This window comes from Bacillus sp. DWP3-1, assembly GCF_049896565.1.
GTDB lineage: Bacteria > Bacillota > Bacilli > Bacillales > Bacillaceae > Bacillus.
In genome coordinates this window covers 934,959-953,898 of the sequence record NZ_JAFCUN010000001.1, presented here as the reverse complement: position 1 = coordinate 953,898, position 18,940 = coordinate 934,959, and the positions used below count along the sequence as shown (strand labels likewise).

Genomic DNA, 18,940 nt, shown 5'->3' with positions numbered 1-18,940 from the left:
TAGAGGATGAAGCACAGGTATCTGCCGCAAACCGAGCGAGATCAAAAAGAAATGCTGGATGTCATCGGCGTTCAGTCGATTGATGAGCTTTTTTCAGATATCCCAGAAAAAGTGAGATTTAAAGGAGCATACAACATTAAAGAAGCCGCATCTGAAACAGAGCTTGTAAGGGAATTATCCCGATTAGCTGCAAAGAATAAGGATACGGTTTCCTATGCATCGTTTCTTGGTGCCGGTGTATATGATCATTACCAGCCTGTCATTGTTGATCATGTCATCTCACGTTCCGAATTTTATACAGCATACACACCTTATCAGCCGGAGATTTCGCAAGGTGAACTACAAGCCATTTTTGAATTTCAAACAATGATTGCTGAGCTGACGGGTATGGATCTTGCCAACTCCTCGATGTATGATGGCGGGACGGCATTAGCTGAAGCGGCGATGCTGGCTGCGGGACACACAAAAAAGAAAAAAGTGGTTGTTTCTGAAACGGTTCACCCTGAATCAAGAGCAGTGCTAAAAACATACGCCAAAGGACAGCACATCGAAGTTGTTGAAGTGCCTGCAAAAAAAGGGCAGACGGATCTAGCAGCATTAGAGAAGGCCGTCTGTGACGATACAGCAGCAGTTCTTATGCAATATCCAAACTTCTTTGGTGTCGTCGAACCGTTAAAAGACATTGAACCTATTGCGCATAAAGGAAAAAGTCTGTTCATTGTCTCAAGTAATCCGCTTGCACTCGGGTTACTGACGCCGCCAGGTAAACTTGGGGCAGACATTGTCGTTGGTGATGCACAGCCGTTTGGCATTCCAGCAGCGTTTGGCGGGCCGCATTGCGGATATTTTGCTGTGACGAAAAAGTTGATGCGAAAAGTGCCAGGTCGTTTAGTCGGGCAGACAGAAGACGAAAATGGTGTTCGTGGGTTTGTGCTGACCCTTCAAGCGCGTGAGCAGCATATTCGGAGAGATAAAGCGACGTCCAATATTTGTTCGAATCAGGCATTAAATGCATTAGCCGCTTCCGTTGCCATGACAGCACTCGGAAAAACAGGCATCAAAGACATCGCCTATCAAAACGTGCAAAAAGCGCACTATGCTAAGACGCAGGCTCAAACATATGGACTGCTTGCTGATGTAGAAGGGGCCCATTTTAATGAATTTGTGATCAAATTACAAGAGCCTGTGAAAGAAGCCAATAAACGATTGCTTGAAAAAGGAATCATCGGCGGCTATGACTTAGGGATAGACTACCCAGAGCTTCAACATCACATGCTTGTCGCCGTAACAGAGCTAAGAACGAAAGAAGAAATTGATACGTTCATTAAGGAATTGGGGGATCGCCATGAATAAACAAGATCAGCCGCTTATTTTTGAATTATCCAAAGAAGGAAGAATTGGTTATAGCCTGCCTGATTTAGATGTACCTGAACAGGAGATCCCGTCTTTATTTGATGACACGTATATCCGTCATGAGGATGCTGAGCTTCCTGAAGTATCTGAGCTTGATATCATGCGTCATTATACAGCATTATCAAGACGTAATCATGGGGTCGATTCCGGATTTTATCCTCTTGGCTCTTGTACGATGAAATATAATCCGAAGATTAATGAAAAGGTCGCACGCCTTGCAGGCTTCGCGCAAGTCCATCCACTACAGGAGGCAGACACTGTGCAAGGTGCATTAGAGTTACTCCACGACCTGGGTGCTCATCTTGAAGAAATTACTGGGATGGACGCTGTGACATTACAGCCTGCGGCAGGAGCACACGGGGAATGGACAGGACTCATGATGATCCGTGCGTACCATGAAGCAAGAGGAGACCATAAGCGAACAAAAGTCATTGTGCCTGATTCTGCCCATGGAACGAACCCGGCATCTGCGACAGTGGCCGGATTTGAAACCATTACCGTCGCATCTGATGCGAATGGGCTTGTTGATTTAGAGGACCTGCGCCGTGTTGTCAATGAAGAAACAGCTGCTTTAATGCTGACGAATCCGAATACACTCGGTCTATTCGAAGAAAATATTTTAGAAATGGCTGAAATCGTTCATGGAGCTGGCGGTAAGCTTTATTATGACGGAGCCAACTTGAATGCCGTTTTAAGCAGAGCAAGACCGGGGGATATGGGGTTTGACGTCGTTCACTTAAATCTCCATAAAACCTTTACAGGTCCACATGGAGGCGGAGGCCCTGGTTCAGGTCCTGTAGGCGTCAAAAAGGATTTGATTCCGTACTTGCCAAAGCCGGTGCTTGTGAAGAAGGAAGGCCGCTTTTACTTTGATGATGATCGACCAGAATCAATTGGCCGCGTGAAGCCGTTCTATGGCAACTTTGGCATTAACGTCAGAGCATATGCGTACATTCGCTCTATGGGTCCAGACGGCCTAAAGGCTGTAACGGATAATGCCGTGTTAAATGCGAACTATATGATGCGCCGCTTAAGTGCTCATTTCGATTTGCCATTTGACCGTCACTGTAAGCATGAATTTGTTCTTTCAGGTAAACGTCAGAAAAAATTAGGTGTGCGGACACTCGATATTGCCAAACGATTACTTGATTTTGGCTATCATCCGCCAACGATCTACTTCCCGCTCAATGTAGAGGAATGTATCATGATTGAACCAACTGAAACAGAATCAAAAGAAACTCTTGATGCCTTCATCGAAGCGATGATTCAGATTGCCAAAGAAGCAGAAGAGAATCCAGAAGTGGTACAGGAAGCGCCGCATACGACGGTCGTCAAACGAATGGACGAAACAAAGGCCGCGCGGAATCCAGTCCTCGTTTTTGAAAGATAAAGAAAAAAAGACTCAGGGGGATCACGCTCCCAGAGTCTTTTTTGTTAGTTCTTCGTTTTGATGCGGCCGCCCCATTTTTTAAAGCCGCCTTTTAAATTATAAATCTCACGACAGCCGTTTTTACGTAAAGTTTGAGCTGCTTTTCCGCTTCTTAAATTGTTTTGGCAATAGAGATAAACAGGCTTGTCAGGACGAATTTCATTTTTGCGCTGCTTTAGCTGGGAAAGGGGGATGTTTCTTGCCCCTAAAATATGTCCGCCTTCAAACTCATTTGGCTCTCTCACATCAATGAGTTGAGCTTTGCGGTAACCTTTAATAAATTCTGCTTCCGTCAGCGTTTTCATAATGCGCTGCTGATAAATGTAGCTGCCGATGGAATAAAGAACGAAAAGTCCACAAAGTGAGAGGACGATATAGTTGAATATTGACAATACAACTCGACTCCTTCTTGAGCATCAGCACAGTAGCCTGTCTGATGGTACGTTTTAGACAAATACTATTATAGTAAAGCAAAAGAAACTTGTCATCATAAATGGTAAGAATTATTTTCAATTCGTTCCCTATTTGATAGACTGATGAAGAGAGAAAACCGGTGGCCATCACCATCATCTAACATTGACTACGTAAAAGAGAAGGGATTTTTATATGCAAAAAGAGAAATGGTGTTTCATTGATACAGGAAATCAAGACCCAGCCTTTAACATGGCAATGGATGAAGCCTTGCTTTATTGGCATAGTGAGAAGCTCATCCCGCCTGTCATCCGTTTTTATGGATGGAATCCGGCGACATTGTCTGTTGGGTATTTTCAGCATGTTGAAAAGGAAATCAACATGGAAGCAGTCGAGCGCTATGGTCTTGGGTTTGTCCGCAGACCAACTGGAGGGCGGGGGGTTCTTCATGATCAGGAGCTGACCTACAGCGTGATTGTGTCAGAGGAACATCCAGAAATGCCAGCGACGGTGACAGAGGCATACCGCGTCATTTCAGAAGGCATTTTAGAGGGCTTTAAAGAACTGGGGCTCGATGCATATTTTGCCATTCCTCGTACAGATAAAGAAAAAGAAAGCTTAAAAAATCCAAGGTCGTCTGTATGCTTCGATGCTCCTTCCTGGTATGAGCTTGTCGTAGAAGGCAGAAAGGTAGCAGGCAGTGCTCAAACGAGACAAAAAGGAGTGATCCTCCAGCACGGCTCCATCTTAATTGACCTTGATGAGGACAAATTGTTCGATTTATTTCTTTATCCAAACGACCGTGTGAGAGAGCGGATGCAGCGGAGCTTTAAAAACAAAGCGGTCGCCATCAATGAAATCTCAGACCGAACTTGTACAATAGACGATGCGCGTGTTGCGTTTAAACGAGGATTTGAAAAAGGGTTAAATATTGAGCTTGTGCCTTATGAGCTGACAGATGAAGAATTAGCGTTTGTCCATCATCTCGCCAAAACGAAATATGCCTCAGACGAGTGGAATTACAAGCGCTAAGACAGTGGACACTCCTTGTTTTTTAATGGGCGATGGTGTAGAATTGTTATGATTATTAAGTAAAGGTGCATTATGGAGGGGTTTTATGACTACACCTAGTATGGAAGATTACATTGAACAAATATATATGCTGATAGAAGAAAAAGGATATGCCAGAGTCTCTGATATTGCAGAAGCACTCGCTGTCCATCCCTCCTCTGTAACAAAAATGGTTCAGAAGCTAGATAAAGATGAATACCTCATTTATGAGAAGTATCGTGGTCTAATTTTAACCCCGAAAGGCAAAAAAATTGGAAAACGTCTCGTATACAGACATGAACTGCTAGAGCAATTTTTAAGAATCATTGGTGTAGATGAAGAGAAAATTTATGATGATGTAGAAGGCATTGAACATCATCTCAGCTGGAACAGCATTGACCGCATCGGCGATCTTGTTCAATTCTTTGAAGAAAACGACGAGCGATCTGTTCAGCTGAAAGCGATTCAAAAGAAAAACGAACAAACAAATCAAGAATCTTAAGAAAAAGAACACCCTTAGCAAGGGTGTTCTTTCATATTGTTGACAAAGGGCTAAAATGATTTTTATTTTAGCCCTTTGTCTTCTGTTTTTTCAGCGTGACTTGAAAACCTTTGCAGTCTAGGAAGGGCGAGTACCGGAGCGGAGCGAATTTGACATTCGTGAGCACCGGAGCGCAGACCTGACACCGAATGCGAGGGTTTGTCCGCGCGCTGAAAGGACACCCTCAGCATGGGTGTCCTTTTTGATTAAAGTTCTAATTGAAAGCATATGCTCTTACACTATTAATAGCGTGATATCAAAGGGGGCTCCTTGATGAAGATAGATGGTGTGTTCTCAGGTGGAGGCATTAAAGGGGCAGCACTTGCGGGTGCCTATGAAGCGCTTGAAGCGAGAGGATATCAATTTGTCCGCCTTGCTGGTACAAGTGCTGGAGCGATCATTGCTTCATTCATCGCAGCAGGTTTTACTAGTCAGGAGATTCGGGAGCTTTTAGATGAAATGGAGGAACATCACTTGCTTGACAGGAGATGCCAATTCATTCCGTTTCAAATGCTCAGGTGGGTATCCATTTACTGGCGCCTCGGTCTGTACAAAGGCGACCGGCTGGAAAAATGGCTGACAGACGTTTTAAAACGAAAAGGGGTTACCGTATTTGGAGATCTTAAAAAAGATTCGCTGAAAATTGTTGCCTCCGATTTAACAAATGGGAAAATCCTCGTGCTGCCAGACGACCTTCCTTCATACGGCTTAAATCCAGAGCGCTTTTCCGTTGCAAGGGCGATTCGGATGAGTTGCAGCCTGCCGTATTTTTTCGAGCCTGTCAAACTAAGGTCATCAAAAGGCATTTGTACCATTGTGGATGGAGGAGTGCTTAGCAATTTTCCAATTTGGTTGTTTGCGGAAGAGAAAAAAAGACCGTTCGTCGGTGTCACATTAACCCCAAACGAAAAAGAACGCCCTCAACACTCCATCCGCAATGCGTTTGAACTGTTTGGCGCTCTTTTTGAAACGATGCGTGGTGCTCATGACGAAAGACACATTGCCACAAAACACGAACGTCATGTTATTTTTATTCCTGTAGAACACGTCATTGCCACTGATTTTCATCTGAAGACAGAAAAGAAAAAGGCGCTTGTCGATCTAGGCAGACAGAAAGCCGAGCAATTTTTAAAAAGCTGGACATTTTAAAACAAGGCGCGATTTTTCTTTTTGTTTTTCTTGCCTTCAATCACAGTTAACTGTGTTTGGCTTTTCTTTTTGAGAAGGACGGGCTTAGACTTGTGGTCAGTCGGCACGCTTCGCAAATGAGTGACCCGATTTTTCATCTGGCTTTTCGTTTTTGGTTTAGGCTGCTGGTAGCGACGTTTTGATTGTTTGACTGCTTTACGATAAAGATTGCCCTCTGTTCCAGTTCTTCGATTCATCAGCCATCTAAATAGGAAAAATAGAGCCGCTCCAATGATCACAACTGATAGCAGCATTGTAAAAAGTCTGCCTGGATTCGTTGTGAGTAAATACACAAATCCCAAAACACCTAAAGCGAAAATAATGGTAAAAGCAGGATGTACTCGGCGATTCATAACTGTCCACCTCCGAAGGAATTTACCGGATTTATAAGTTAGATCACTTGATGAGCAGAATCTGATGCTTGTTTCTCAGACGCTTCCTCTAAACGAAGAAGTTCATTAAAACTTGCAATGGCTACCTCGACTTGATCGTCAGAGGGTTCTTTTGTTGTGAGCAATTGCAGCCAAAGGCCAGGATAGCCAAGCACTTTAAGCACAGGCACTTCTCGGAGTTTGTTCGTGAGCTGAAGCACTTCAAATGAAATGCCCAGAACAACCGGAATGAGCGCCAAGCGATTCAGAACTCTCACCCATAAAGGATCTGTCGGTACGAGTAAATAGACGAACATTCCGACAATGACAGTGAATAAAATAAAGCTGCTACCGCATCGATAATGCAGCCGTGATTGTTTTTGTACATTTTCCACTGTGATGTCAAGATTCTGTTCATAGCAGTTTATGACTTTATGTTCTGCGCCATGATATTGAAATACCCTTTTAATTAAAGGGGTCATGGAAATAAAGTAAATGTAGCCTAATAACAGGACCAGTTTAAAGAATGTTTCCACTGCGATTTGTGCGAAATTCCCTGAAAAGACGGGCCGCACCAGTTCAGCTAAAAAGACAGGTACTAGGGTAAAGACAAATTTACTAAAGAGAAGAGAGAGAACTCCGATTACAGCAATGCCGAAAATCATGGATAATTTCGAGCTTTTTTGTTCTTTTTCAAGAGTATGATCTTCTGAAGGATCTAAGTCATAGCGCTCGCTGGAGAAGTTCAAGTGCTTACTGCCATTTGCGCTTGCTTCAACAAGTGCAGCAACACCCCTGACAAAGGGGATTTTCTTGAGAAAGGCGGTTCGTTTATTGGAGGTCCGGGGAAGCTTCAAAAACTCAATGGACTGATCCTTTCGCCGAATCGCTGTCACATAGTTCTTTTTACCTCCAAACATGACACCTTCGACAACTGCCTGCCCTCCATATGCTGGACGTTTTGTTTGATTGGACATATTTCATCAACCTGCCTGTTTCCTGTAATTTACATGCATTTCCTTATACCTTTATTGTACAGGAAATGAGGGGAAATCACTAGCGCACAAGTCGATTATCTACTAGAATTCTATCTACCTCTTTTTAGCCAGTATACCCTGTTATAAAAATTTTACACTCACGGATGGAAATCCTTTTTTTTATGACATTTTGGACATACTACTTGCTGGAGGTGTTCACAAATGAAACGTGATGAAAAGAAAAACCAAGAAGAGACAAATCAGGCTGTACAAACGTCATCGCTGTGGGCAAGAGCAGCTGCGACAGGCTTTGTTGGCGGTGTTTTTTGGGGCTTTATCGGGTTTCTGACCCATATGTTTCATTTCTCAGAGGTGAGTCCCAATATGCTCCTTCAGCCTTTTGTGCTCGGAGAGTGGAAAAAGGGAGGACTTGGCACTTTTATTAGTATTGTGCTTTTAGGGGTTTTATCGATTGGAGCAGCCTTTATTTATTATGGGGTTTTAAAACGAATCAAAGGCTATTGGATGGGGCTGATATATGGCGCGCTTTTATGGCTGCTCGTTTTTTACGTATTTAATCCGATTTTCCCAGATGTAAAGCAAGTCCAAGATTTGCAGCAAAGCACCATCGTCACGACATTTTGCCTATATATTTTATATGGCATGTTTGTCGGGTACAGTATTTCGTTTGAATATAATGAATTAACGAGTCAGAAGCTTGCAAGGGCACTCGGGAAAAAGACAGAATAAAGTGTAAATCACCTATTCATATGATAAAATATTTTTGGAAACGAAAGGTTTCTAATGAAAAAGAAACAGATCTCGATATAGATTGAATTAGGGTGAAGGAGTGGTTGTATGCCTCATTTTCTTGTGTTGAATGGGCCCAATTTAAATAGGCTTGGCAAAAGAGAGCCGGCTGTTTACGGAAGTAAGACGCTGACAGATTTAGAAACGGATTTGTTCCAGTTTGCAGAAAGAGCCAATATCCAGTTAACGTTCTTTCAATCGAATCACGAAGGGGATTTGATTGATGCGCTCCACGAGGCAGAAGATCAGTACGATGGAGTCGTGTTTAACCCGGGTGCTTTTACACACTACAGCTATGCGCTGAGAGATGCCATTGCAAGTATTTCTTTATCCGTCGTCGAAGTACATATCTCAAACGTTCATAAGAGAGAGGAATTCCGCCATCATTCTGTACTTGCTCCAGTATGCCAAGGGCAAATCGTTGGTCTTGGTTTAGAAGGGTATAAATTGGCGATTCGTTATTTAGTGAGTGAAGGGGGAGCAGTATCATGAAACTTGAAAAGTTAAGAACACTTTTATCTGAATTAGAGATCGATGGTCTTGTCATTACGAGCAGCTTTAATTTACAGTACATGACCAGCTTTACTGGCTCAGCCGGTCTTGCAGTTGTTTCAAAGGACCAGGCAGCTTTTATCACGGATTTTCGTTATACAGAGCAAGCGAAGGACCAAGTAAAAGGCTACGACATTATTGAACATAAAGGAAACATCGTGGAAACCGCAGCCCAAACGGCAAAGGAATTTGGGATAAAACGCCTTGGGTTTGAACAACATCATATGACATTTGCCACGTACCAGCAGTATGCAGATAAAGCAGGCGATATAGAGCTTGTTCCGGTCTCAGAATCAGTTGAAAAGTTGCGCTTGATTAAGTCTAGTGAAGAGATTAAGATATTAGAGGAAGCTGCGAAGATTGCAGATCACGCCTTTGATCATATTCTCACTTACATCAAGCCGGGCTTGACGGAAATTGCTGTCATGAACGAGCTTGAATTTTTCATGAGAAAAGAAGGCGCTGAAGGATCTTCATTCGATATGATTGTCGCCTCAGGTGTTCGTTCAAGCCTGCCGCACGGAAGAGCGAGTGAAAAGGTGATTGAATCTGGTGATTTAGTCACACTCGATTTTGGTGCTTACTATAAAGGTTATTGTTCTGATATGACAAGAACGATTGCTGTCGGCACACCGAGCGATAAGCTAAAGGAAATTTATCATATCGTATTAGAAGCAGAAAACGCTGGTGTGGATAGAATCAAGCCAGGCTTAACAGGAAAAGAAGCTGATCGCATCACACGTGACATCATTGAAAAGTATGGCTATGGTCAATACTTCGGGCATTCAACTGGCCACGGGCTAGGGATGGAAGTACATGAAGCGCCAGGCCTTTCCTCACGATCAGAGGTCGTCTTAGAAGAAGGAATGGTCGTGACAGTTGAGCCGGGAATTTACTTGCCGGATGTCGGCGGCGTGAGAATTGAGGATGATATTGTCCTGACAGCTGACGGCAATAAACGATTGACCCACTCACCGAAAGAACTTATCATATTATGATGGTGAAATGTAGGAGGATGACAAAATGATTTCAGTAAACGATTTTCGTACAGGCCTGACAATTGAAGTGGACGGCGGTATTTGGCGTGTAGTGGATTTCCAACACGTAAAGCCAGGGAAAGGCGCAGCGTTTGTTCGTTCGAAACTGCGTAACCTGCGTACTGGTGCCATTCAAGAAAAAACATTCCGTGCAGGCGAAAAAGTAGCGAAAGCTCAAATTGAAACAAAAACAATGCAGTACTTGTACGCAAATGGCGACCAGCATGTCTTCATGGATACAAGTTCTTATGAGCAGCTTGAACTAAGTGAAACACAAATTAAAGATGAGCTGAAATATTTGCTAGAAAATATGTCAGTTCAAATTGTGATGTACGGTGCTGAAACACTTGGAGTAGAACTTCCAAACACGGTAGAACTAGAAGTAGTAGAAACAGAGCCTGGTATTAAAGGTGACACAACATCAGGCGGCTCAAAACCTGCAAAAACTGAAACTGGTTTAATCGTCAACGTTCCTTTCTTTGTGAACCAAGGAGATAAACTAGTCATTAATACATCAGACGGTTCATACGTGTCAAGAGCGTAATGAACGAAGAAAGACTGTAAACACGAGGTTTACAGTCTTTTTAGATTGTTGACAAAGGGCTAAAATGACGTTTATTTTAGCCCTTTGTCTTCTTTTCAGCGTGATAGAAAACCTTTGAAGTCTAGGAAGGACGAGCACCGAAGCGGAGCGAATTTGCCATTCGTGAGCATCGGCGCGCAGGACTGACACCGAATGCGAGGGTTTGTCTACACGCTTTGACTGTAAACGTCGTGTTTACAGTCTTTTTTTATTGTAAAACATGTAAGACTCCTCAAAAGGCAGACCTTCTCTCAATTCTCTCATTCATCTCTTTTCCTTTCTGAAAAACAAGACTACTTCCATCTAGACAAGCATATAGTGTAAAAAAAGCTGGAGGTTCTATATGAAACCATTTCTTTTCCCAGGCATCCATCCGTCAGTAGCGGCAATGGCCGGCATGAGGTTCTTATCGGCAGCGATTGAACTGACGGCCGCCATCCTCATTTTAGTCACAAATGACGTTCGAAAAGCGGTTGTCATCAATAGTATATTGGCGATCATTGGGCCGCTCATTTTTATTATCACGATGACGATTGGAATCTATCAAATTGCAGGGCAGTTATCCTATGCCAAGCTCGTCTTTATTTTCATTGGTGTCGTGTTTATTCTTGTTGGGATCTATAAGTGAAACGGCTTGGCATAATTAACGGCTCCCATCATACATTTTAGAGAAGAAAAAAAGGAGGGGAATTCGTTGCGGAGTTTGTTGGATATTCTCCCGCACTCGATTGGACAAGAACTTAGACTGCTAAAAGAAGCAGAATGGGATCAAATAGAAGAAATCCGCATTCGCACGGATCGTCCTATTGAATTGATGCAAAGAGGAAAACCGCGCTTTCTTTCTTATCGCACAACAGGAGAAGATGCGTCTCAGCTATTAGGCAGGCTGAGCAATTACAGCATGTACACACTTGAAGAAGAGCTAAAGCAAGGCTACATCACCATATCTGGCGGACACCGGGTGGGAATTGCAGGAAAGGTGATCGTTGAAAACGGCATTGTCAAAGGATTAAGAGATATCTCTTCATTTAATATCCGCATCGCAAAAGAAAAAATCGGGATTGCGCTTCCCTTTCTTCCTTATTTATATGACGAGCACTGGTGCAATACACTCATCATCGGTCCACCGCAAACAGGGAAAACGACATTATTGCGGGATGTAGCAAGACTGGCTAGTACTGGCACAAAAGCAATTCCTCCTAAAAAAACAGGCATTATAGATGAGCGTTCCGAAATCGCTGGGTGTATAAGAGGGGTGCCGCAGCACCAGTTTGGACACCGGGTTGATGTGCTCGATGCGTGTCCAAAGGCTGAAGGTTTGATGATGATGATTCGATCTATGAGTCCAGAGGTCATGATTGTCGATGAAATCGGAAAAAGCGAGGATGTACAGGCACTTTTAGAAGCGATTCATGCCGGAGTCACCATTATCGTCTCAGTTCATGGCTATTCACTTGAAGATGTGTATAAACGTCCATCATTGAAGCCGTTATGGGAGCTTCGAGTATTTGAACGATATGTTGAATTAAATCGCAAGAATGGTCCCGGCACGATTAGGCGGATATATGACCAAGACGGACAAGAGATGAAATGGAGGCGGGGAGTGGACGTATGTTAAAGCTCATTGGCGCTATCTTGATTGTCGCGGCTACGACTTGGGGAGGGTTCGAGTTTGCCAAACGATATAGCGACCGGCCGAAACAAATTCGGCAGCTTCGGTTTGCGCTCCAGTCTCTTGAAGCTGAAATTATGTATGGGCAAACGCCTCTAGCGCGGGCTGCAGAGCAAATTGCGTCGCAAGTAGGTACTCCTGTGAATCGGTTATTTGAACAATTTGCAGAAAAACTCAAAGTCGGAACTTTTTCGGCACGGCATGCATGGAATGAGAGTCTTGAGGATGTTTGGAAAAAAACCGTTTTGAAAAAAGGCGAATATGAGGCACTGAAGCACTTTGGAGAAACACTTGGCCAGCATGATGTCACTTCTCAGCAAAAGTATATCAAGCTTGCTTTAGGTCATTTGGAATCGGAGGAGAAGGAAGCTGAAATCGCCCAAGCGAAAAATGAAAAAATGGTCAGAAGTCTCGGATTTTTAAGCGGATTACTACTGATTCTTTTATTGATGTGAGAGGAAGGGAGTCGAGAGCATGGGCGTTGATGTAAACGTCATTTTTCAAATTGCGGGAGTAGGCATCGTTGTGGCATTCCTCCATACGATTTTAGATCAAATGGGGAAAAAGGAGTATGCTCAGTGGGTCACGCTGCTTGGGTTTATCTACATTTTGTTTATGGTGGCAACCATTGTAGATGATTTGTTTAAAAAGATTAAAGCCGTATTTCTATTTCAAGGATAGGGGAGGGCTTACAAATCGAAATCATACAAATTGTTGGACTTGGTTTAATCGCTACTTTTTTAGCATTAATCGTCAAAGAACAAAAGCCGACCTTCGCCTTTATGCTTGTTGTTTTTACAGGATGTGTGATTTTTCTTTATTTAATTGATCAAATCTATGCCATTATCTCGATGATTGAAAAAATTGCGGCAAGCGCCGGCGTCAATATGAAGTATGTTGAAACCATTTTAAAAATTATTGGCATTGCCTATATTGCAGAATTCGGCGCCCAGCTGACAAAAGATGCTGGACAAGGCGCCATTGCATCAAAAATAGAGCTTGGCGGCAAAATTCTCATCTTGGTCATGGCAGTCCCTATTTTAACAGTCATCATTGAGACCATCTTAGGTATGATCCCGTCCATGACGTAATTGAAAAGAGGTGATGACAATGAAACGGGTGACAGCTGTTATGGGACTGATGCTTTTCTTCTGGCTGATCGCTCCGCATGCAGGTGCAGAAGAGAAAGTACCTTTATCAAATGAAGAACCAGCAGCAGAAGAAGTGGCGAATGGACAGGCTGATGCACTAGAGCTTCAATCCATCAATGACTTTTGGGAAACCATATTGGACGAGTATGGCGGCTTTCTGCCAGAAAGCCAAAAAGGCACAGTGAAGGAAATGATTGATGGCGATAAAGAGCTGTCTCCCCAAACATGGCTGAAAGCCTTTGTTCATTATCTTTTTCACGAGGTCATAGCAAACGGAAAGCTCCTAGGTACACTGATTTTACTCACCATCTTTTGTTCGCTTTTGCAGCTTTTGCAGAATGCGTTTGAGCAAAGCACCGTCAGTAAAGTCGCATACGCTCTTGTTTATATGGTGCTGATCATTATTGCACTCAACAGCTTTCATGTGGCGATTTCTTATGCAACAGAAGCCATTCAAACGATGACCAGTTTTATTCTTGCTCTTATTCCTCTTTTATTAGCACTTATTGCTTCATCAGGCGGGCTTGTCTCAGCCGGATTCTTTCATCCCGTTATTTTATTTTTGATGAATACGAGCGGCGTTTTTATTCAATATGTCGTTCTTCCCCTTATCTTTTTATCTGCGATATTGAGCATTGTCAGTACGCTGACCGAACAATACAAGGTCACCCAGCTTGCCCAGCTGTTAAGAAATGTGGCGATAGGCGGGTTAGCCGTTTTTTTAACTGTCTTTCTTGGCGTCATTTCTGTGCAAGGTGCATCTGCTGCAATTACGGATGGAATCGCTCTTCGTACAGCCAAATTTATTACCGGAAATTTCATCCCTGTCCTTGGCAGAATGTTTACAGATGCGACGGATACCGTGATCAGTGCCTCTGTGTTACTCAAAAATACGGTCGGACTTGTTGGCGTCGCCATTCTCATTTCAATTGCCGCCTTCCCGGCGATTAAAGTGCTCTCACTAGCCCTTATATATAAGCTTGCCGCAGCCATTCTTCAGCCATTAGGAGGCGGACCGATCATCAGCTGTCTTGATGTCATTTCAAAAAGTGTTCTTTATATCTTTGCCGCACTTGCTGTCGTGTCGCTCATGTTCTTTTTAAGCATTACCGTCATTATCACTGCTGGCAACTTGACCATGATGATGAAGTAAGGAGGGACACCTTTTGAGTTTTCTCACGGAATGGATCACAAGTATTATTCTCTTTATCTTATTTGCGATTGTCATTGATCTTCTGCTTCCCAATTCAAGCATGCAAAAGTATGCCAAAATGGTCGTCAGCCTGCTGCTGATTGTGGTGATGCTCAATCCGATCTTTGCTTTATTTCGGGCAGACCCTGACCAAATTTTTTCGGAATTGATGAAGGGGAAGGAAGAAGCACAGTCAGAAGAAATAAAAAATCAGATGAATTTAGAAAAAAAAGAAATACAAGCCTCTCAGCGTGCATATATTTTAAAGCAAATGGCTGTCCAACTAGAAAAAAGCGCAAAGGAGCCACTGGAGAAGGAGAGCTATGAAATGAAACACGTAGAAGTGCTGGCAGATGAGGAGCACCTGGATCAGAATATGGAGGCGGATCAATTTCGCATCAAAGCAGTTCTTTCCCCGCTCACAGGTGATGCTGTAGAAACGGTGGCAAAGGTGGACATTGATCTCTCCACGCAAAAGGAGGAAAGCGCTGAATCTTCTAGCAAAGAGATCACGAGGGTGAAAGAGACACTTGCTGATGTTTGGAATACGAGTCCTGAGCACATTGCGCTGAACATTGAGGGAGGTGACGCAGCAGATCATGAATAACAAGGACTGGAAACAAAAGCTGAAATCATTCTTGCAGCCGCCTGAAAAAGGTGAAGGGAAACCAAAATTAACGAAGCACCATTACTTGCTGCTTGTATTCATCATCGGCGTATCTTTCATGTTAGTCAGTCAGATCTTGTCACCGCCATCAAGCAAAGAACAGGCTGCTGTTCCTGCTTCTAAAAAAACATCCTCACAAGAGCAGGAGGTATTCAAGCCGGCATCGTCAAGTAAATCAAAGAATTCGATTGAGGATGTGGAGCAAGAATACGAAAATCAGCTGAAAGAAATTTTAGAGACCATCATTGGCGTTGAGGATGTATCGATTGTGGTCAATGTAGACGCAACTTCTTTAAAAGTGTTTGAAAAAAACAAATCCAATAAAAGCACAACGACCGAGGAAACAGATAAAGAAGGCGGCGTGCGAAGTGTCACTGATCAAACAAAAGAAGAAGAAATCGTCATCATCAAAAATGGCAATGAAGAAACACCTGTAGTGGTTCAAACGAAAAAACCAGATATTCGCGGTGTCCTCGTTGTTGCTCAAGGAGTAGACAACGTTCAAATAAAGAAAACCATCATTGAAGCGGTTACACGAGTGCTTGATGTAGCGAGCCATAGAGTGGCTGTTGCCCCTAAAAAAATCAAGGAGGATTCGGAATGATGTTAAAAAAACAAACGGTTTGGCTATTAACGATGCTAAGTTTAGTTGTCGTCTTAAGTGTGTACTATATCATGTCTCCACAAGGTGAAAATGCAGTGACAGTAGAAGATATGAAATCAAAAGGAACGGAAGAGAAAAAGACTGAAACAGAAAAAGGGACGGACAAAGGAACGGAAAAAGGCACTGATGAGAAGTCCACTGACAAAGAAACAAATGGCAAACAAGAGGATATCGAAACAAGCGGTGAAGAAGGAAAGGCTGTGTCGGAGCAAACAGACGATGAGCTTTTTACAACATACAGATTAGAGCTTGAAGATAAACGAAGCAAACAGCGCGAAGAGTTCAACGAAATCGTATCCAGTGATGATGCAACAGCACAAGAAAAAAGTGAAGCGTATGATCAAATGACAGCGCTTAGTGAGGCAGAAGGGACGGAGCGTCAGCTCGAAACCTTAATTAAAACAAAAGGATATAAAGATGCGCTAGTGAGTGCTGAAGGAGATAAAGTGAGCATCACGGTTCGTTCTGACAAAAAATCAAAGTCCCAAGCGGCCGATATTATTGATATGGTCACAAAAGAAATGAGAGGTCTTGATAACGTAGCTGTCACTTTTGAGCCCTCCAATCAATAAAAAATGAACAGGCGCCCTTGCCGAAAAGGGCGTTTTTTGATGCGGTTTGGCGCCCTCTCCAAGGTGCTTTCGCGAGGCGCTTCGCCACAATAGTAGTTGAATTCATTGAAATCCTCCTGTAAGATGGTTATAGTATGTACTTTTAGTACTAGCCTATAAGAAAAAGATAAATCCATACATAGGGGTGCAAATCCATGTTAAAAATTGAAGAAATTCATGAACTGATTAAATTAATTGACGAATCTACAATTGATGAATTTACGTACGAAAACGAAGGTGCAAAAATCAAACTGAAGAAAAATAAAGAAGTCGTTCAGCAAGTTGCGGCACCAGTGGCTCCTGTCCAAGCAGCTCCAGCTCAACAAGCTCCTAAAGCACAAGCTCCAGCTCAGACCGAAGCCCCTGCACAAGAGGCAGCTGCGTCTGAAAATCTGCATAAAATCACATCCCCAATGGTTGGCACATTTTATGCTTCATCTTCACCAGAAGCAGGTCCATACGTGACAACAGGTTCTAAGGTGAAGGAAAACACAGTTGTGTGCATCGTAGAAGCGATGAAACTGTTTAATGAAATCGAAGCAGAAGTAAAAGGTGAAATCGTCGAAGTATTAGCTGAGAACGGTCAGCTTGTAGAATTCGGACAACCCCTCTTTCTAGTGAAAGCAGAGTAAGGAGTACGATCATGATTAAAAAGCTATTAATTGCAAACAGAGGAGAAATCGCAGTTAGAATTATCCGCGCTTGTAAAGAGCTTGGAATTGAAACAGTTGCGGTATTTTCTGAAGCGGATCGCGATGCGCTTCATGTTCAAATGGCTGATGAAGCATATTGCATCGGACCGACTGCTTCAAAAGATAGTTATTTAAATGTCACGAATATTGTCAGTGTAGCAAAATTAACAGGGACAGATGCCATCCATCCAGGATACGGCTTCCTTGCTGAAAATGCAGACTTTGCAGAGCTTTGCGAGGAATGCAATGTCATCTTTGTTGGTCCAACTGCGTCAGCGATTTCCAAAATGGGAACGAAAGATGTCGCAAGGGAAACAATGAAAGATGCCGGGGTTCCGATTGTTCCTGGTTCTCAAGGAATTGTAAAAGATCTTGATGATGCTGTTTCAACAGCAGCAAGTATTGGGTATCCTGTCATTATTAAAGCAACTGCAGGCGGCGGCGGTAAAGGAATCCGTGTGGCTCGTACCGAAGAAGAGCTCATTAATGGTGTTACCATCACGCAGCAGGAAGCAGCGCAAAACTTTGGTAACCCTGGCGTCTATTTAGAGAAGTTCATTGAAGACTTTAGACACGTGGAAATCCAAGTGCTTGCAGATCAGCATGGCCATACCATTCACTTAGGAGAGCGTGATTGCTCGATCCAAAGAAGAATGCAAAAGCTTCTTGAAGAAACGCCATCACCAGCGCTGAATGCAGACATCCGTGAGCAAATGGGTGAAGCAGCCGTAAAAGCAGCAGAAGCTGTTGAATACACTGGTGCTGGAACAGTCGAATTCATTTATGATTATAATGAAGAGAAATTCTACTTCATGGAAATGAATACCCGTATTCAAGTAGAGCATCCTGTAACAGAAATGGTCACAGGTGTTGACTTGATCAAAGAACAAATTAAAGTTGCATCAGGTGAAAAACTTTCTCTTACACAAGAGGATGTCGTATATGCAGGATGGGCGATCGAATGCCGTATTAATGCAGAGAACCCAGAGAAAAACTTCATGCCATCAGCTGGTGAAATTAAAATGTATCTTCCGCCAGGCGGTCTAGGAGTACGTGTTGATTCTGCCGCTTATCCGGGCTATGTGATTCCGCCATATTACGATAGTATGATTGCAAAGGTGATCACATATGGTAAGACGAGAGAAGAAGCGATTGCGAGAATGAAACGCGCGCTTCAAGAATTCGTCATTGAAGGAGTCTACACAACGATCCCATTCCATCTAAGATTGCTTGAGCATGAAACATTTGTGAGCGGTAATTTTAATACGAAGTTTTTAGAAACATACCAAATCATGAAATAATCATAGCTTTCGGAGGTGAATGATCGTGTCAGAAAACAATTTGCTTGAAATGAACCTTGATGAAGATCAATTGGGAAAAGTGCAAATTGCACCAGAAGTGATTGAGGTCATTGCTGGGATCGCCGCTTCAGAAGTCGAAGGCATTGCCGAAATGCGCGGCAATTTCGCTGCTGATGTAGCAGAACGCTTTGGTAAGAAAAATCACCGTAAAGGTGTGAAAGTAGATGTCTCTGATGAAGGCATCACAATCGATGTATACTGTGTGGTTCAATTTGGCCTATCCATTCCAAAGGTATCCACTGCTGTCCAAGAAAATATCCGTCAAACTCTTTTGAACATGACTGCCTTGACGATTAATGAAATCAATATTCATGTCGTTGGTATTCAATTTGATACTAAAGCATCTGAGGCTGAAGTAGATCAAGAAATGTAAAAAAAGAGTTCAAGTGAAACCAAGGAGGCATTGCCTCTTTGGTTTTTTAAAGCCCATTTTTGGGTCATTTCCGAATAATAATGATCTCACGCGTTGATTGATTCGTTTTTCGTCACAGCTCGCATGGATCTTGGTGCGACCACGGGCAAAATATGTTATGATCTCTGTATGGCTTAACGACAAGCGGATAAAGTG

24 protein-coding genes are annotated in these 18,940 nt (G+C 43.0%); 21 read left to right on the top strand and 3 right to left on the bottom strand.

Going from position 1 to position 18,940, the window contains the following annotated elements; genetic code table 11:
• The first annotated feature begins 6 nt into the window (after positions 1 to 6).
• Positions 7 to 1,353 (top strand): aminomethyl-transferring glycine dehydrogenase subunit GcvPA, encoded by a 1,347-nt coding sequence (gene gcvPA / locus ACP7A0_RS04925; protein WP_106061669.1) that lies wholly within the window; start codon positions 7 to 9, stop codon positions 1,351 to 1,353.
• Entirely contained in the window at positions 1,346 to 2,803 is a 1,458-nt protein-coding gene (gene gcvPB / locus ACP7A0_RS04920) for an aminomethyl-transferring glycine dehydrogenase subunit GcvPB (protein ID WP_066030668.1), read from the top strand. Before gcvPA ends, gcvPB begins: the two co-directional genes overlap by 8 nt.
• Before the next feature lie 44 nt (positions 2,804 to 2,847).
• Here the strand turns inward: gcvPB and ACP7A0_RS04915 are convergent, their stop codons facing one another.
• The gene (locus ACP7A0_RS04915; RefSeq protein WP_024718853.1) at positions 2,848 to 3,228 is read right to left on the bottom strand and encodes a rhodanese-like domain-containing protein; all 381 of its coding nucleotides are present in this window, start codon (positions 3,226 to 3,228) and stop codon (positions 2,848 to 2,850) included.
• A gap of 220 nt (positions 3,229 to 3,448) precedes the next feature.
• On the opposite strand from ACP7A0_RS04915, the gene ACP7A0_RS04910 reads away from it, so the two are divergent.
• The 3 genes from ACP7A0_RS04910 to ACP7A0_RS04900 all read left to right on the top strand — a co-directional run bounded on the left by ACP7A0_RS04910 (position 3,449) and on the right by ACP7A0_RS04900 (position 5,993).
• Positions 3,449 to 4,285 (top strand): lipoate--protein ligase family protein, encoded by an 837-nt coding sequence (locus tag ACP7A0_RS04910; protein WP_003216009.1) that lies wholly within the window; start codon positions 3,449 to 3,451, stop codon positions 4,283 to 4,285.
• An 85-nt stretch (positions 4,286 to 4,370) separates the two neighbouring features.
• Positions 4,371 to 4,805: a transcriptional regulator MntR gene (gene mntR, locus ACP7A0_RS04905; RefSeq protein ID WP_003215946.1), complete on the top strand. Its 435-nt coding sequence runs from the start codon at positions 4,371 to 4,373 to the stop codon at positions 4,803 to 4,805.
• A 312-nt stretch (positions 4,806 to 5,117) separates the two neighbouring features.
• Positions 5,118 to 5,993 (top strand): patatin-like phospholipase family protein, encoded by an 876-nt coding sequence (locus tag ACP7A0_RS04900; protein WP_060596829.1) that lies wholly within the window; start codon positions 5,118 to 5,120, stop codon positions 5,991 to 5,993.
• On the opposite strand, the gene ACP7A0_RS04895 is transcribed toward ACP7A0_RS04900, so the two are convergent.
• Both ACP7A0_RS04895 and ACP7A0_RS04890 read right to left on the bottom strand, forming a co-directional pair.
• A complete protein-coding gene (locus ACP7A0_RS04895; RefSeq protein ID WP_060596828.1) occupies positions 5,990 to 6,385 on the bottom strand; it encodes an SA1362 family protein in 396 nt (131 codons plus the stop codon). The genes ACP7A0_RS04900 and ACP7A0_RS04895 overlap by 4 nt on opposite strands.
• A 38-nt stretch (positions 6,386 to 6,423) precedes the next feature.
• The gene (locus ACP7A0_RS04890) at positions 6,424 to 7,380 is read right to left on the bottom strand and encodes a DUF1385 domain-containing protein (protein ID WP_060596827.1); all 957 of its coding nucleotides are present in this window, start codon (positions 7,378 to 7,380) and stop codon (positions 6,424 to 6,426) included.
• Between the two features lie 222 nt (positions 7,381 to 7,602).
• Here ACP7A0_RS04890 and ACP7A0_RS04885 point away from each other — a divergent pair, with 222 nt between their 5' ends.
• The 16 genes from ACP7A0_RS04885 to ACP7A0_RS04810 all read left to right on the top strand — a co-directional run bounded on the left by ACP7A0_RS04885 (position 7,603) and on the right by ACP7A0_RS04810 (position 18,745).
• Positions 7,603 to 8,130 carry a YqhR family membrane protein gene (locus tag ACP7A0_RS04885; RefSeq protein ID WP_066030670.1) on the top strand — a complete coding sequence of 176 codons (528 nt, stop codon included), beginning with the start codon at positions 7,603 to 7,605 and terminating at the stop codon, positions 8,128 to 8,130.
• Positions 8,131 to 8,238: 108 nt separating this feature from the next.
• Positions 8,239 to 8,682, top strand: coding sequence for a type II 3-dehydroquinate dehydratase (aroQ, locus tag ACP7A0_RS04880; RefSeq protein ID WP_003215787.1), 444 nt, complete (start codon positions 8,239 to 8,241; stop codon positions 8,680 to 8,682).
• Positions 8,679 to 9,740: a M24 family metallopeptidase gene (locus tag ACP7A0_RS04875; protein ID WP_060596826.1), complete on the top strand. Its 1,062-nt coding sequence runs from the start codon at positions 8,679 to 8,681 to the stop codon at positions 9,738 to 9,740. Before aroQ ends, ACP7A0_RS04875 begins: the two co-directional genes overlap by 4 nt.
• Positions 9,741 to 9,765: 25 nt before the next feature.
• The gene (gene efp / locus ACP7A0_RS04870) at positions 9,766 to 10,323 is read left to right on the top strand and encodes an elongation factor P (protein ID WP_012010541.1); all 558 of its coding nucleotides are present in this window, start codon (positions 9,766 to 9,768) and stop codon (positions 10,321 to 10,323) included.
• A gap of 382 nt (positions 10,324 to 10,705) precedes the next feature.
• Positions 10,706 to 10,990, top strand: coding sequence for a YqhV family protein (locus ACP7A0_RS04865; protein ID WP_066030673.1), 285 nt, complete (start codon positions 10,706 to 10,708; stop codon positions 10,988 to 10,990).
• A gap of 66 nt (positions 10,991 to 11,056) precedes the next feature.
• A complete protein-coding gene (gene spoIIIAA / locus ACP7A0_RS04860) occupies positions 11,057 to 11,980 on the top strand; it encodes a stage III sporulation protein AA (RefSeq protein ID WP_066030674.1) in 924 nt (307 codons plus the stop codon).
• Positions 11,974 to 12,489: a stage III sporulation protein SpoIIIAB gene (spoIIIAB, locus tag ACP7A0_RS04855; RefSeq protein WP_106056073.1), complete on the top strand. Its 516-nt coding sequence runs from the start codon at positions 11,974 to 11,976 to the stop codon at positions 12,487 to 12,489. The genes spoIIIAA and spoIIIAB overlap by 7 nt, the downstream gene beginning before the upstream one ends.
• Before the next feature lie 19 nt (positions 12,490 to 12,508).
• Positions 12,509 to 12,715, top strand: coding sequence for a stage III sporulation protein AC (gene spoIIIAC, locus ACP7A0_RS04850; RefSeq protein WP_003153142.1), 207 nt, complete (start codon positions 12,509 to 12,511; stop codon positions 12,713 to 12,715).
• On the top strand, positions 12,712 to 13,125 hold the full coding sequence (spoIIIAD, locus tag ACP7A0_RS04845) for a stage III sporulation protein AD (protein ID WP_087978339.1): 414 nt from the start codon (positions 12,712 to 12,714) through the stop codon (positions 13,123 to 13,125). Before spoIIIAC ends, spoIIIAD begins: the two co-directional genes overlap by 4 nt.
• 19 nt (positions 13,126 to 13,144) lie before the next feature.
• Positions 13,145 to 14,338, top strand: coding sequence for a stage III sporulation protein AE (gene spoIIIAE / locus ACP7A0_RS04840; protein WP_034661263.1), 1,194 nt, complete (start codon positions 13,145 to 13,147; stop codon positions 14,336 to 14,338).
• A 13-nt stretch (positions 14,339 to 14,351) separates the two neighbouring features.
• The gene (gene spoIIIAF, locus ACP7A0_RS04835; protein WP_034661262.1) at positions 14,352 to 14,984 is read left to right on the top strand and encodes a stage III sporulation protein AF; all 633 of its coding nucleotides are present in this window, start codon (positions 14,352 to 14,354) and stop codon (positions 14,982 to 14,984) included.
• Positions 14,977 to 15,648 carry a stage III sporulation protein AG gene (gene spoIIIAG / locus ACP7A0_RS04830; RefSeq protein WP_426004414.1) on the top strand — a complete coding sequence of 224 codons (672 nt, stop codon included), beginning with the start codon at positions 14,977 to 14,979 and terminating at the stop codon, positions 15,646 to 15,648. Before spoIIIAF ends, spoIIIAG begins: the two co-directional genes overlap by 8 nt.
• On the top strand, positions 15,648 to 16,280 hold the full coding sequence (locus tag ACP7A0_RS04825) for a SpoIIIAH-like family protein (protein WP_034661997.1): 633 nt from the start codon (positions 15,648 to 15,650) through the stop codon (positions 16,278 to 16,280). The genes spoIIIAG and ACP7A0_RS04825 overlap by 1 nt, the downstream gene beginning before the upstream one ends.
• Positions 16,281 to 16,474: 194 nt before the next feature.
• The gene (accB, locus tag ACP7A0_RS04820) at positions 16,475 to 16,951 is read left to right on the top strand and encodes an acetyl-CoA carboxylase biotin carboxyl carrier protein (protein WP_034661259.1); all 477 of its coding nucleotides are present in this window, start codon (positions 16,475 to 16,477) and stop codon (positions 16,949 to 16,951) included.
• Positions 16,952 to 16,962: 11 nt separating this feature from the next.
• The gene (gene accC, locus ACP7A0_RS04815; protein ID WP_034661258.1) at positions 16,963 to 18,312 is read left to right on the top strand and encodes an acetyl-CoA carboxylase biotin carboxylase subunit; all 1,350 of its coding nucleotides are present in this window, start codon (positions 16,963 to 16,965) and stop codon (positions 18,310 to 18,312) included.
• Between the two features lie 25 nt (positions 18,313 to 18,337).
• Positions 18,338 to 18,745, top strand: a complete 408-nt coding sequence (locus ACP7A0_RS04810) for an Asp23/Gls24 family envelope stress response protein (RefSeq protein WP_034661256.1) — start codon at positions 18,338 to 18,340, stop codon at positions 18,743 to 18,745.
• Positions 18,746 to 18,940 lie beyond the last annotated feature (195 nt).